13 protein-coding genes are annotated in these 14,544 nt (G+C 55.8%); 7 read left to right on the top strand and 6 right to left on the bottom strand.

Going from position 1 to position 14,544, the window contains the following annotated elements:
• Positions 1-8: 8 nt before the first annotated feature.
• Entirely contained in the window at positions 9-230 is a 222-nt protein-coding gene (gene rpmE / locus AC2FI7_RS06105; protein WP_010437577.1) for a 50S ribosomal protein L31, read from the top strand.
• A 47-nt stretch (positions 231-277) separates the two neighbouring features.
• On the opposite strand, the gene AC2FI7_RS06100 is transcribed toward rpmE, so the two are convergent.
• The 3 genes from AC2FI7_RS06100 to AC2FI7_RS06090 form a co-directional block, all read right to left on the bottom strand.
• A complete protein-coding gene (locus tag AC2FI7_RS06100; RefSeq protein ID WP_037320585.1) occupies positions 278-2,185 on the bottom strand; it encodes a cellulase family glycosylhydrolase in 1,908 nt (635 codons plus the stop codon).
• Positions 2,186-2,460: 275 nt separating this feature from the next.
• Positions 2,461-4,047, bottom strand: a complete 1,587-nt coding sequence (locus tag AC2FI7_RS06095) for an MFS transporter (RefSeq protein WP_010437575.1) — start codon at positions 4,045-4,047, stop codon at positions 2,461-2,463.
• A 129-nt stretch (positions 4,048-4,176) separates the two neighbouring features.
• Positions 4,177-5,064, bottom strand: a complete 888-nt coding sequence (locus tag AC2FI7_RS06090; protein ID WP_010437572.1) for an AEC family transporter — start codon at positions 5,062-5,064, stop codon at positions 4,177-4,179.
• A gap of 217 nt (positions 5,065-5,281) precedes the next feature.
• Here AC2FI7_RS06090 and AC2FI7_RS06085 point away from each other — a divergent pair, with 217 nt between their 5' ends.
• The gene (locus tag AC2FI7_RS06085; RefSeq protein ID WP_010437571.1) at positions 5,282-6,091 is read left to right on the top strand and encodes a division plane positioning ATPase MipZ; all 810 of its coding nucleotides are present in this window, start codon (positions 5,282-5,284) and stop codon (positions 6,089-6,091) included.
• Here the strand turns inward: AC2FI7_RS06085 and AC2FI7_RS06080 are convergent.
• The 3 genes from AC2FI7_RS06080 to AC2FI7_RS06070 all read right to left on the bottom strand — a co-directional run bounded on the left by AC2FI7_RS06080 (position 6,088) and on the right by AC2FI7_RS06070 (position 8,746).
• Entirely contained in the window at positions 6,088-6,873 is a 786-nt protein-coding gene (locus AC2FI7_RS06080; RefSeq protein WP_480614538.1) for a DNA/RNA non-specific endonuclease, read from the bottom strand. The two genes, AC2FI7_RS06085 and AC2FI7_RS06080, sit on opposite strands and share 4 nt — an antisense overlap.
• A 122-nt stretch (positions 6,874-6,995) precedes the next feature.
• Complete coding sequence (locus tag AC2FI7_RS06075) at positions 6,996-8,231, bottom strand: adenylate/guanylate cyclase domain-containing protein (protein ID WP_010437566.1); 1,236 nt, start codon at positions 8,229-8,231, stop codon at positions 6,996-6,998.
• Positions 8,232-8,293: 62 nt separating this feature from the next.
• A complete protein-coding gene (locus tag AC2FI7_RS06070) occupies positions 8,294-8,746 on the bottom strand; it encodes a MarR family winged helix-turn-helix transcriptional regulator (protein ID WP_010437564.1) in 453 nt (150 codons plus the stop codon).
• A 58-nt stretch (positions 8,747-8,804) separates the two neighbouring features.
• Between AC2FI7_RS06070 and hmgA the strand changes: the two genes are divergently transcribed.
• From hmgA to AC2FI7_RS06045, 5 genes are all read left to right on the top strand, one after another.
• Positions 8,805-10,160, top strand: coding sequence for a homogentisate 1,2-dioxygenase (gene hmgA, locus AC2FI7_RS06065; RefSeq protein ID WP_010437563.1), 1,356 nt, complete (start codon positions 8,805-8,807; stop codon positions 10,158-10,160).
• A 66-nt stretch (positions 10,161-10,226) separates the two neighbouring features.
• Positions 10,227-11,483: a fumarylacetoacetase gene (gene fahA, locus AC2FI7_RS06060; protein WP_010437562.1), complete on the top strand. Its 1,257-nt coding sequence runs from the start codon at positions 10,227-10,229 to the stop codon at positions 11,481-11,483.
• 3 nt (positions 11,484-11,486) lie between these two features.
• Positions 11,487-11,843: a VOC family protein gene (locus AC2FI7_RS06055; protein ID WP_010437561.1), complete on the top strand. Its 357-nt coding sequence runs from the start codon at positions 11,487-11,489 to the stop codon at positions 11,841-11,843.
• A 3-nt stretch (positions 11,844-11,846) separates the two neighbouring features.
• On the top strand, positions 11,847-12,797 hold the full coding sequence (locus AC2FI7_RS06050; protein ID WP_010437560.1) for an MBL fold metallo-hydrolase: 951 nt from the start codon (positions 11,847-11,849) through the stop codon (positions 12,795-12,797).
• A 134-nt stretch (positions 12,798-12,931) separates the two neighbouring features.
• Entirely contained in the window at positions 12,932-14,542 is a 1,611-nt protein-coding gene (locus AC2FI7_RS06045; protein WP_170542951.1) for an FAD-dependent oxidoreductase, read from the top strand.
• Positions 14,543-14,544: the final 2 nt, after the last annotated feature.

Genomic DNA, 14,544 nt, shown 5'->3' with positions numbered 1-14,544 from the left:
GCGGAAAGATGAAAAAAGACATCCATCCCGATTATCACGTCATCGACGTCAAAATGACCGATGGCACCGTGGTTCAGATGAAATCCACCTGGGGTGCCGAAGGCGACCAGCTGGCCTTGGAAATCGACCCCTCCGTGCACCCGGCATGGACTGGTGGCTCGTCGCGCCTGTTGGACGCTGGCGGCCGCGTGTCGAAGTTCAAGAAGAAATACGAAGGTCTGGGCTTCTAATCCCAAACCGCTCGAATTCAAAAGACCGTCCCTTGGGGCGGTCTTTTTTATTGCAACAGATCAAGATAAAGCCAGCGCGCACCATTAAGCTCTGTCAGGTCAACTATGTGCCTGCCATTTTCATATTGATGCGCCTTTGGAGGAAGAGCCCGACCCGGATCAACGGACCTCAGTTTGAGGTCAGCGGAGGCGGTAATCTGCAAAATGCCCGTAACCGGTTCGACCCGGAAGGCAGCTGATTGAGGTTCGACAGGAACACTTCGCCCTGAAATCGAGATCAAAATCTGACGCGATTGTGCAATGTCATTGCCATCCAGACTTTGAACTGCCACCGCCGCCATGGGTGTCGTGATGTCGAATACAACATTTCTGGTCGTAATTACCTCGTCATGGAAAAGGCCTGCCACAATCTGACTCTTTACCGTGTCCACCGTGAACCGGGCATTGCCAAAGTCGCGCTGAAACTCGCCCGTATCTGCGGCAACAACGGTGGCATCCTCTGCCAGATATGATCTGTCGAGATCAAGCGGGCCGTATTCGTCGCGGTTCAATTTGGTCGCCGCGAGCCACGGCAATGCACGAGTCTCGGGCATACATGTTACCAACCTGCTTTGTTCAAACACTGTCCGTATGGCAACTGATGTTTCCGGAGACACAGGACGGCCAAAGAACGTGTCCTCATCCAAGCAAATCGCGTACGTATTCTCGGCTTGCTTGACATGGCCTTCCCGGAACAGAAGGGCTGCGGCGGGCATCATCCATATCATCCCGGGATCTTCGGCCATACTCCAATTGTTTGGCGACGTTGATCGGTTCAGAGATTGCTGTGAGTAGCCATAGATCATCATGGCATCCCAGCCTTGATGCGCTGCGCTCGTCGCAACACGGAGCGGCGTGATGAACCTATCTTCTGCGGGAAACTCCCCAATGTTCCACTCTGAAACGCTAAGCGGCATACCTTCGACCTGCGCGATCGCGATCCATTCCAAAAAACCACTCTGTTGGCGCGGGTCAAAACCGATTTCACCAACTGCTCCATAACTATGCGCGTCGATTATGGACCCAACGGTCAGCGATGGCAGACCCGCGATTGTCATCCCGCCCCAAAGGCTCGTTGTCGAGATCAGACCTTCAAATCCGGTGTCGCGAACAACGGGGATCAGTTGTTCGTTGAAACGGCGTTCAAGATCGTTCAGAAAAATCTTCGAGTCGCCGTGCTCCCATGTCCGCCAGGTTTCATCGGGATCAAGCCCGTTGCCGCGCGCAAATTCATCTGCCATAGCCATGAATAGTTCACTATGCATAGGTACATTCTTATTCGGGAGGAGAGCATTGCCGAAGTGATGCGTAAGGTCGTTTTCGTTCGTCAACATCACGGCGACAACTGCCGGGTCCTCGGCATACGTAAGACCCGTCAAAGAATTTTCGTGGCGCAAATAGGCGTTCTGGAATTCGATCATTCGCGCCTCAATACTGGGCGAGATGTAGTTAAAGCCTCTGACATCGGCAATATCGTCATCCCCAGCAATCTCATCGAACCCGGAAATTCCGTCCTGCTGCGTAAACCTTCGACCTACATGGAGATCAAGCCATACGTAAATTCCTTGCCGCTTGAGCGCTGCAATCCAAGCGTCAAGCTTTTGCATCGACGCTGGGTCGAGGTTAAGCGTATCAGAGGGATCTGACCCGAAGACGTTAGGACCCACCCAATGAGAATCGTGGTGGTGAATTCTGACAAGGTTAATCCCCAACCGCGCCATCCTTTGGGCATGCAGTTCGACTGAATTCAGGTTGGTATGAAATAACGCATATGCCTGTAGATTAACGCCCCAAAAACGGACTGGCGTCCCATCCTCAAACACCAATGCACCGTCTTGCGCTAGAATTTTTCCGTGAAACCCGGCAGGTTTATGATTGAGCCAACTCAGATCAGGTGTCGGTGCATAGGACAGCACCCTATCTATTGGCCATTTGCCCGAAGCCGAGGAATCTTGTGCCAAAGTGCATACGGGCAAGGTACACAGTGATAAGAGGACATACAGAAACCGTTTCGTGATACCAAATAGACTCATTAACTTTTCCAATACCAGTACATCCACATCATAACCTCAGTTCCGGTAGCCGCTATTCACAAAAGTTGTGCTTCCGGACGTACCAGTTGTGTTTTCGCGATGCTCAACTCAGAGCATGAAGTAAGCCCCAAACCCAGAATCGCACTTGAAACCGTGCGCTATCGGGTCAGGTTTACCGCGCTATGCACAGGCGGAACGGGCCCTCTGAGCAGCAACAATGCCAGCAGCATCCCAACCAGTGCGACACCGGCAGCGATCAGCATCACACTGTCAAAAGCATCATCCTGAAGATCACGCAGAGCACGTGCCAGTGTTGCGCCAGTATCCGGATCAAGCCCAGCGATAAGCTGCTGTACCTGACTGGCTGTACCATGGGTCAACGCATGAGCCAGATCGGCCCGTTGCTCTGATCCAGCGGGTAATGCGGCGATCACTTCGGACAGACCCCGACGGGTGGTGATCGCCTCGGCCAGCCCACCGACCACGGCACCAAGGGTCGCACCAAAATAGAGGAACGCGTTCACCACACCCGAGCCCTGCCCCATGTGCTCTTCTGGCAACAAGCGCAACCCGAGACGAGGCAGCAATGAAAACCCGATGCCAAGCCCGGTGCCGATGATCAGCAGCTTCCACCAGATCCCGCCCATGCCGGTCGTGTTCGTCGTCGTGGTCAACAGCAGAAAACCACAGGCCATGAAACCCATGCCAAGTATCACGGGCCATTGGAAGCTATAGGGTGCCAGAAAGCGCGGCGCGATCACGGACACAACGAACATGCTGAGGCTCAACGGCAGGATCGCCACACCTGCGCCGACGGCCGATAAGCCAAATGCATCAGGCGACTGCACAAACACGTTGAAATAGACAAAGAAGCTAAACAGCGCGAAGCCGGTGATGAACATCCCCGCCGCTGCCATGAAATAGCGGGGATGACGGAAATAACGTAGCTCGATCAGAGGGTCTGCGCTTCGGCGCGAGGTGATAATCAACGCAATCACCGCAATCGCTGAAACGCAGAGCGGGATAAGTGTCGAACTGGAGGTCCAGCCCTGGCTTTCGCCATTGCTAAGAGCGAAGGACAGCGGACCGAGCAGAAGGACCAAAGCAACGGCACCAGCCATATCAAACTTCGCACCAGCAAGGCGCGTGTCAGGTACATAATGTTCCTTGCTCACCCGTAACCCGACCAGAAATGCAACCAGCAGCAGCGCGAGATCGGTGGCAAACACGCCCCGCCAACTGAGGTAATGCGCGAACGCGCCGCCCAAGATCGGACCCACACCGATCGCCAACCCAACGATCGCACCCCAGGCGCCGGTTACGCTGGCCCGCTGATCTTCTGGCGTCGCCGCCGTCAACAATGACAGAGAGGTGCCAAACAACGCCGCAGCTCCTGCGCCCTGAGCCCCTCGGCCTATCAACAACATGGCAGCATCCTGCGAAAGCAGCACCAGGGCAGAGCCAAGGGCAAACACAATCATCCCGGCAAAGAATACGCCGACCTTGCCGGTAATATCACCCAGCCGGCTAACGATGGTAACAAGTGTGGCGCTCACCACCGTATAGATTGCCATCACCCATTGCAGGCTGGATGGTGACAGATCAAATTCGGTTTTCAGGTTGGGCAGGATCGTCGCAACGGCGGTCGAATTGAACCCAACTACCATCATGCACAGCGCCGTCATTATGAGAACCAGACGCCCCCCACCCGAGCCTGAATTGTCATCAGTGACGCTTGCTGGCATCTGTGTACTCCTCGTTCAGGAATAGCCTGCTGGCCTTCGTGGCGCATAGCTTAGCGCTGTGTTGTTCCTATTATTAAACGATTTTTCGTTGGTGCGTATAGCTTTTCCGCTAGGCGAGCTTTGCCCACTTCAGACCCAGTAGGACAGTGCCACCGGCAACACCAAAATCGTGGTCAGGGTTGAAACCAGAATGAAGCCGGCCACGTCGGGCCCGTATTCCGGTACATGTTGATCAATGAATAGATAGGTTGCGACGGAAGACGGCATCAGGCAGCACAAGATCACCGCCCCCCGCTCGGCCCCTGTGAAGCCGAAAGACCAGACCAGCGCGCTTGCAATCACCATGGCCATCACCAGGTGCAACGCGGTCAGCAATACAGCGCGCCCAAGGCTTATGATCCGCAGCGTTGCAAGCGTGTGCCCCAACGTCAGCAGCATCAACGGAATCGAGAGACCACCCAGTATGTCAAAGGATTTGGCAACCGGTTGTGGAAGGCTATAGCCCGTGGCCATCAGCACCAGAGACAGCGCTACCGCGTAGATGATCGGAGATGTAGCAAGTTTTCTGGGTGAGAACTCCCCAGCCGGAATCCACATACCGATCGTGAAAATACTGATCAGCACAACAACCACAAATCCCATCGTATAAGCCATGCCGGCATCCCCCAACGCCAGTAAGGTTATGGGAAGACCGATATTGCCGACATTGCCGTGCATAAGCGGCGTTAAAAACGCCCGCGCTGGCAACCGCATCAGTTTGAGCGCGACAAACCCCAACACTCCAAATCCTGCGATCGCCAAAGCGGCTGCTGTCATCACGTCAAGAAACGTGCCGACCGCGATTTTGGTGGTCGACAAGTGCGAGATGATCAAGGTTGGATACCCGACCCTCGATACGATTCCACCAATGACCTTATTGTCGAACGGAGCACGGATTAGTGCCAGACAATAACCGATTCCAGCACAAATCAGGACGGGCAGAACCACGTTCAGGACGTTCAAAAACAGATGGTCCAATTGCTGTCCTTAATCACAATTCCTCGATCCCGACAGTGAAATACGGGCGTCTGATTGGCAAGGATTTACACTAAACCCTACCCATCACGCGTTTTTCCAAAATAGAGCCTGATAAAGCTACTCGGGACGGCCCGAGGTTCTTCCCTTCCACGCTCACACAACATATAGTGGCTGCCACAACGTGTAGATAAACACGGCGGGACTTGGGAATACAGGCATGGCACATATCATCGTGGTCGGGAACGAAAAAGGCGGCGCAGGTAAATCGACCGTGTCAATGCATGTTGCCACTGCCCTGGCTCGACTGGGGCATAAGGTCAGCACGCTTGATCTCGACTTGCGGCAGCGCAGTCTGGGCCGGTATTTCGAGAATCGCCTGAACTTCCTCAACGGCTCGGACCTGTCTCTGCCCAGTCCGCGCCATCACGACCTGCCCGAGATTGACGCCAGCGCGCTGAAACCCGGCGAGAATATATATGACCACCGCCTGTCGGCTGCCGTTGCAGAGCTGGAAAGTGACAGCGATTTTATCCTGATCGATTGCCCCGGATCGCATACGCGCCTCAGCCAGGTGGCCCATTCACTGGCCGATACGCTGGTTACGCCGCTGAACGACAGTTTCATCGATTTCGACTTGCTGGCGCGGATCGATTCCAAGGGTGAGAAAATCCTTGGTCCGTCGGTCTATTCCGAAATGGTTTGGAACGCCCGCCAATTGCGTGCTCAGGCCGGCTTGAAACCGATCGACTGGGTGGTGGTGCGTAACCGGGTCGGGACGCAGCGCATGGTCAATAAGGAAAAGATGCAACGCGCCATCGAGATGCTGTCGCAGCGCATCGGTTTCCGGGTGGCTTCTGGTTTCTCTGAACGGGTTATCTTCCGCGAACTTTTCCCGCGCGGGCTGACCCTGCTGGACCTCAAGGATATTGGCGTCAAACAGCTCAATATCTCGAACATCGCCGCGCGGCAGGAATTGCGCGACATGATGAAAGAATTGAACCTGCCGGGGGTTGAGATCGATTTTTAGAGGCTCAACGGTGGTGGAGCCTTTAAAGGTCTAGGGTAGTTCTTGTTGGGCGGGGCTGATTGAGCTTTGCCCGTGCTCGCTTCAACGTACTCTGTCTTAATCTTGTAGGTGATTTTCTCTGGGAGTTTTCTTAACTTTCTTTTTACTCTATCAGAACAATTGCTGAACCAGGGTGACATATTGCCTTCGGCTTTGATTTTCAGCTCAACACGAACATAGTGTTTACTAGCCGACATTTTCTCAGCGTTTTTTGCGGCTTTGAAAAAATTGTATAAAGAGGTTTCAAACTTCTCCATAACAGCATTTTTGTTGCGATCCAGCGGCACCAAGTTTTCGGATTTTCCAGACCCACCCAGTTTTTGCGCTAATAAGTGGCCACGAACCCACCGCTGCGAGTTCAGTTCCGCGTAATCCGCAAGTTCAAGTATACCCGTGAGCTTGAGCTCTTTGAGTATGGAATCGACCGATCGCATTCGTTCGATCTTTTTGACATCAAGGCTGGAAACAGCGGCGGTAACATCTGAAATCTTGATGAAGTCGCGCACATTCCAGTTTGTATTGAATTCATCAACGATCACACAATCGCTTTTGCTTGCACTCTGCCCTCGATTTAGGCAGGTCGATGTAAGAGTAGCGGTCGCGGCTCTGCCACCATAAACCTTATCGCTCGGGGCATAATCCACTGAGAATTTTGGAATTTTTAGTGCCATCACTCGTACAGGTTCCCAACTGATCAATACCAAAACTAAAGAGTTGCATTTTTCTAAATTGCGATAGTTCAATGTTGTATCAAGAACTGAAGAAAAGCTCCGTTCCGGTACAATGATAGATTTTCGGTCGCCTCTACGTCAACCAACTCCGCATCGGAAGCCTACACCCGGGATATTTTATCGCCTATCACGATCTAGTTCGCTGCATGGTAGACCGTAAACAGCTCTTTCGGCTCTGCCACACCTCGCAGCATATAGCGCCCAACTGAGATCAGTTCCTGATCGCAAGGCTGAGCCGCACGGGCCACATCATCCGAGATCAATATTCGTTGCCCCAACGAACGATGCATCCCGGCGATACGGGATGTCTGGTTCACGGTCGGGCCGATGACGGTAAAATCAAGACGGCTGTCGGCACCGATATTGCCATATAGAATCTCGCCCGCATGCAGGGCTAACGTATAGTTCGAAACCGGCTGCCCACGCTCTTTGCGCAGGCTATTCAGCTCGGCCATACGCTCCTGAAGCATTGTCGCGGCAGCCAGAGCGGCACGGGCGTCGGCATCAATTTCGCCCACATCAAACATCGCCATAACCCCGTCGCCCATAAATTTCAGAATATTTCCATCACATTGATGAACCACATCCACCACAGCAGCGAGGTAGTCATTCAACATGTCAATGACTTCAATCCCGGGAAGTTCTTCCGACAGGCTGGTGAAACCTTCGAGATCGAAATTCCAGATCACCGCATCGATTTGCTGCAAAGACCCCCGGCGGATTTCGCCGGACAGGACCCTCCGCCCGGCATCACGTCCCAGGTAAACCCGCATCAAGTCCTTAGACACCCGCGCATTCGAGGCCGACTTCAAGGCCAAACCCAAGTGTGGCAGCGCAGTTTCGATCACTTCCAGATCATCGTCGCCGAACCCTTCGGGCGCGTTGCTGGCCCAGGACATCAGCACGCCATCAATTGACATTTTTGCATCGTGCGGGTTGGTTTGGCTGGGCACGTCAAAGCTAATACCAGTCGCGTAATAGTCCGTGGCACCGTTTTCCCGCAATTCATTCAGCAATGGAAATCGGCTGGGTTCATTCTGATCGACAAGACGTTCGCGGATCGCGTCGACGTCCTCGTTCAGAATTACATAGAGCGGGCTTTTGGTCCAAACCTCGCTGGGCTCCTCGGAGTATTCGAAAGTTTGGAAATCACCGCCGCGATCCTGATACCAGCTGTATCCAGTGCCACCGTAGACCGGATGCAATGCCGGTTGCGCTGCGTGGAACCGCATCAAAGGCACGCCAAGATCGACCAGACGGTTGCAGTAACCGTCCAGCAGCTCTTCTTTGTCAGCCCCTTCCAAACCTCGGGCAACAAGCCAATCGATCAGATTATGGGATTTTGCCGTTGGGGACTCCGGCTTGGTCATTTCACAGTCCTGTGTTTGTTATGGCGTTGATCTGGGGATCATTGCCCCAGATTACCAGAGTGCTATTCCATTCCAGCTAGGCGTCGCAGCATCATGCGCAGCAATGCGGCTTCGCCGGTCGTAAAATGGGCTGCAAGCTTAGCGTCATAATCGCGCGCAATTCCGCGTAGCTCACGATACACACTCTGGCCAGAGGTTGTCAGCGTCAGTCTTTCAACTCTGCGGTCGTTTTCGTCCCGCGTCCGTTTCAGATATCGGCGCTGTTCAAGCTTGCGCACAGCGCGGCTGACTTTGGTCTTATGTATCTTCGCGCGCAAGCCGATTTCCTTGGCCGTCAGCTCACCATAATTCCCAAGGTGAAACAGCACCCGCCATTCGGTACGCAACATCCCATATCGATTCTTGTAGACGCGCTGAAATTCGAGCGAGCTTTCCTCGGCCGCCTGATTCAACAGGAATGGCAGGAAATTTCGCAAATCAAACTCATCTTTTTCGTCATTATTCTGTTGTGTCATCCTTGTTAGTTACAAAATCAACTATTATCCGACAAGCAGCAACTTGAAGGAGCGCCCGATGAATCGCCCCACCGATCCGCATAAGATGACCCAGGCCAGCACCCCTGTTGGGACCCATCCCGGCTATATGCCCGGCTTTGGCAATGACTTTGAGACCGAGGCCCTGCCCGGCGCGCTGCCGCAGGGCATGAACAGCCCGCAGAAATGTAACTATGGGTTATATGGTGAACAACTGAGCGGCACCGCCTTCACTGCCAACCCGCCCGAACGCACGTGGTGCTATCGCATCCGGCCTTCGGTGAAGCATTCGCATCGATATGTGAAAATCGACCTGCCTTTCTGGAAATCAGCGCCCTGCGTTGATCCGGACGTGATCTCTCTGGGCCAATACCGCTGGGATCCAGTGCCACATTCGGATGAAGGCCTGACCTGGCTGACCGGCATGCGCACCATGACCACGGCCGGGGACGTGAATACCCAAGTCGGAATGGCGAGCCACATATATCTGGTCACAGAATCGATGGTGGACGAGTACTTTTTTTCGGCAGATTCAGAATTGCTAGTCGTCCCGCAGGAGGGTCGGCTTCGATTTGCCACCGAAATGGGTATCATCGATCTAGAGCCGAAGGAGATCGCGATTATCCCACGTGGGCTGCTCTATCGCGTCGAAGTGCTGGAAGGCCCCGCGCGCGGTTTCGTTTGCGAGAATTACGGACAGAAGTTCGAACTACCCGGGCGCGGACCGATCGGGGCCAACTGCATGGCGAACCCACGCGACTTCAAAGCTCCGGTGGCAGCGTTCGAGGATCGCGAAGTGCCTTCGACCGTGACGATCAAATGGTGCGGGCAGTTCCACATCACCAAGATCGGTCACAGCCCGCTGGATGTGGTTGCATGGCATGGCAATTACACGCCTTACAAATACGATCTGAACACCTATTGCCCGGTCGGCGCGATCCTGTTCGACCATCCCGATCCGTCGATCTTTACCGTCCTCACCGCACCCTCAGGTCAGCCGGGCACGGCCAATATCGACTTTGTTCTGTTCCGCGAGCGCTGGATGGTTATGGAAGACACGTTCCGCCCACCCTGGTATCATAAAAACATCATGTCCGAACTGATGGGCAACATCTACGGTCAGTACGACGCCAAACCGCAAGGGTTCATCCCGGGCGGCATGAGCCTGCATAACATGATGATCCCACACGGGCCCGACAAGGAAGCTTTTGAAAAGGCGTCGAATTCGAACCTCGGCCCGGATAAGTTGGAAAACACCATGTCTTTCATGTTCGAAACCCGCTTCCCACAGCACCTGACCGGTTTTGCCGCAACCGAGGCCCCGCTGCAGGACGATTACATCGATTGCTGGAGCGACATCGAAAAGAAATTCGACGGGACGCCGGGCAAGAAGTAAGTACCGCTCAAGACCTAAGATTTTTCGTCGAAAAATCTTGGCCGCGAACAAAGGTTTGGAGACAAGATGCCTTTAGTTAAATCCTGGGTCTCATCGGCCAATTCCGCCGATCACCCATTTCCACTGAACAACCTGCCCTATGGCGTGTTCTCGACAGAAAGTACCGAGCCCCGCTGTGGGGTGGCTATCGGTGATATGATCTTCGACGTCACCGCCGCCGAGGTCGATGGGCTGATCGCACTCTCGGACGAGCCGCTCTTTGATCTGCCGTTTTGGAATCCGCTGATGGAGGAAGGCCCTGCCGTATGGGCCGCCTTGCGCGACCGCCTGATCGCTCTGCTGGCCGAAGGCTCAGACGCGCAGCACAAGATCGAAGGCCTGCTGATCCCGCAGGACGAGGCCGAGATGCATATGCCCTTTGCCGTCAGTGAATACACCGATTTCTACGCGGGACGCCATCACGCCCAGAACGTTGGCACCATGTTCCGCGGCGCTGAAAATGCGCTACCACCGAACTGGCTGCACATCCCCATCGGCTATAACGGGCGCGCCTCGTCGGTGGTTGTTTCGGGCACCGATATCCGCCGCCCTTGGGGTCAACTGAAATCCCCCGATCAGGACCTGCCCGCCTTCCTGCCCTGCCGCCGCTTTGATATCGAGCTTGAGATGGGCGCTATCGTCGGCACACCGTCTGACGGCCCGATTTCTGTGCAGCAAGCCGATGACAACATCTTTGGATACGTCCTGCTGAATGACTGGTCCGCGCGCGATATTCAGGCGTGGGAATACCAACCGCTGGGGCCGTTTCAGGCCAAGGCGACAGCGACCTCAATCAGCCCGTGGATCGTGACCAAAGCGGCGCTGGAGCCATTTCGCTGCGACACGCCAGATCGTGAGTTCGCCCTGTTGGATCACCTGAAAGATTGCGGACCGATGCTGTATGACATTGATCTGGCCGTGACCATGGCGCCCGAAGGCAAAGACGCCACGACCATCGCACGGACCAATTACCGCGAGATGTACTACTCGGCGGCACAGCAGTTGGCGCATCACTCGACGTCTGGCTGCCCTATGAACACAGGCGACCTGCTGGGATCCGGTACTATCTCGGGCCCGACCAAACCGGAACGCGGCTCATTGCTGGAACTCAGCTGGGGTGGAAAAGAACCGTTGACGCTGGATACCGGCGAGACCCGCAGCTTCATCGAGGACGGGGACACCCTGACCCTGACCGGCGCGGCCAAAGGCGACGGCTATTCCATCGGGTTCGGTGATTGCACCGGCACAGTGCTGCCAGCGTTAAGCGACCCTTATGCGCGCTGATTGATGTTTGAGCTCGACCATATCCAGATCGCGCTTCCCGAAGGTGGCGAATCCACTGCCCGGTTATTCTGGTGCGATGCTCTGGGGTTGAGCGAACTGCAAAAGCCCGAAGCCCTGCGCGCGCGTGGTGGCCTCTGGCTGGCGCTGGGTCAGTGCGAACTTCACTTGGGTGTCGAGAAAGACTTCTCACCAGCCCGCAAAGCCCATCCGGGTTTCGCCGTCGATGATCTGGATGCGATCGCCGCTCAGATCGAAAGTTACGGTCAGAAATTGCGCTGGGACACAACACTAAATGACCGCCGCCGGTTTTTCACCGAAGACCCTTTCGGAAACCGGCTCGAGTTTTTGCAAAAGGATTGAGAGATGGCCAAGGCATTCGCGTCCCAGGGGGACATGTCGGAAAAGAAAATCAGTTTCACCGAGGTGGGCGAAGGGCTTTACGCCTTCACCGCCGAAGGCGACCCAAACTCGGGAGTGATCATCGGCGATGACAGCGTGATGATTGTCGAGGCGCAGGCCACCCCGCGTCTGGCCGACAAGGTGATCGAATGCGTGCGCTCGGTCACGGACAAGCCGATCACCCATGTGGCGCTAACGCATTACCACGCAGTTCGTGTGCTCGGCGCCAGCGCTTTTGGCGCGCAGCAAATCCTGATGTCGGACATGGCCCGCGCCATGGTAGTTGAACGGGGTCAGGAGGATTGGGACAGCGAATTCCAACGCTTCCCCCGCTTATTCGAAGGGCATGAGAGCATCCCGGGCCTCACGTGGCCCACCACCACCTTCAGCGACACCATGACCGTTTATCTAGGCAACCGCCGGATCGACCTGATGCATCTGGGTCGCGCCCATACGGCAGGCGATATCGTGATCCATGTGCCCGATCAGAATGTCATGTTCACCGGTGATATCGTCGAATACCACTCGGCCTGCTATTGCGGCGACGGGCATTTCAGCGACTGGGGCGATACGCTGGATGAGATCAAGTGGTTTGACGTCGACGCCATTGCTCCGGGTCGCGGCGACGCTCTGGTCGGTAAGGACATGGTCAATGCGGCCATCGAAAACACCCGCAATTTCGTCGAAAGCACCTATCGCCCGGCGGCCAAGGTCGCGGCGCGTGGTGGCAGCCTGAAAGAAGCATGGGACGCGGTTCGCGCCGAATGCGATCCCAAATTCGCCGACTACGCGATCTACGAACACTGCCTACCCTTCAATGTCGCCCGCGCCTATGACGAGGCCCGCGGCATCGACACACCCCGTATCTGGACCGCCCAGCGCGATCTGGAGATGTGGGAGGCCCTGCAGGGCTAAGATTTCCGGGCCGAATTTGATCCAGATCGTGGCGGCCCGGATTTGACGGTGAAACTCTAACGCGAGACCTCCGGCGCAACTGTGCAGGAGAACAGACGAGGTGCGCCCGATGCGCCAGAAATGGGAGAGAGAGAGTGAACAAGATCTTTGAAGTTCCACTTTATGCTTACGAGGCCAGCCCGGACCAATCCGCGCCCGCGCCCGTGCGCCACAAGGTCATCGTTGTCGGTGCCGGTCCGGTGGGTCTGGCTGCCGCCATTGATCTGGCTCAGCAAGGGGTCGAGGTGCTGGTGCTGGATGACAACGATAAGGTCAGCTTTGGCAGCCGCGCCATCTGTTTTGCCAAACGCCCGCTGGAAATCCTCGACCGTCTGGGTTGCGGGCAGCCGATGGTGGACAAGGGTGTTCTTTGGAACAAGGGCAAGGTGTTCTTCGACGAGCGTCAGGTCTACGAGTTCGACCTGCAGCCCGACAGCGGCGATCAGCGCCCCGCCTTCATCAACCTGCAGCAATACTATTTCGAGCAGTTTCTGGTCGACCGCGTGCGCGAATTGCAGGCGCAGGGCGCTCCGATCGAAATCCGCGGCCGCAACAAGGTTGAAGCAGTCGGAACCCACCCTGATCACGTCAAGCTTGAGGTCGAAACGCCCGAGGGTTCGTACACCATCGAGGCGGATTGGGTGATCGCCTGCGACGGCGCGGGCTCACCTATGCGCGCCATGATGGGCAAGGATTTCGTGGGCCGCGTGTTCGAGGACAATTTCCTGATCGCCGATGTGATCATGGAGGCCGATTTCCCCTCGGAACGCTGGTTCTGGTTCGATCCACCCTTCAACAAAGGCCAATCGGCGCTGCTGCACAAGCAACCCGATGGCGTCTGGCGCATCGACCTGCAGCTGGGCTGGGACATCGACAAGGAACGCGAAAAACGCCCGGAGAACGTGATCCCACGCCTCAAGGCCATGCTGGGCGAGGATGTAAATTTCGAACTGGAATGGGTCAGCATCTACACCTTCCAGTGCCGCCGGATGGAGCAATTCCGCCACGGCCGCGTGATCTTTGCAGGCGACAGCGCGCATCAGGTCAGCCCGTTTGGGGCACGGGGTGCAAACTCTGGCGTTCAGGACACCGACAACCTGTGCTGGAAGCTGAAACTGGTGATTGACGGCAAAGCGCCAGAGTCGCTGCTGGACAGCTACGATCAGGAACGCATTCACGGTGCGGACGAAAACATCCTGAACTCGACCCGCTCGACCGATTTCATCACCCCGAAATCGCAGATGTCCCGCATCCTGCGCGATGCGGTATTGGACCTGAGTGAACATTATGATTTTGCCCGACCGATGGTGAATTCAGGTCGGCTCAGCGTGCCTTGCGTCTATGATGGCTCGCCACTGAATTCGGCGGATGCGCTGAACGGACCATCGCAGACGCGCCCCGGAGCGTCCTGTCCCGATGCGCCTTTGGGTGATGACTTTCTGCTGCCGAAACTGGCCGGACAGTTCACGCTGTTGACCATCGACGCCGATGCACCGGATGAGATCGAGGTCGACGGGATCACCGTCAAACGCCTGGCACTCTCGGTCAAAGACGACCCGACCCTGACGCTAAAGCGCCGCTATCTGGGCGATGCTACCGGAGCGGTCTATCTGATCCGACCCGATCAGCACGTGGCCGCCCGCCGCGACACTTACGAAGAAAACGCATTCCGGCACGCGGTGCGCCGCGCCACAGGCAAGGAGTAAGC

Source organism: Ruegeria sp. YTSA064 (assembly GCF_059610325.1).
Note: the sequence above shows the minus strand (reverse complement) of the source record. Positions and strands in the feature narration are given on the sequence as shown.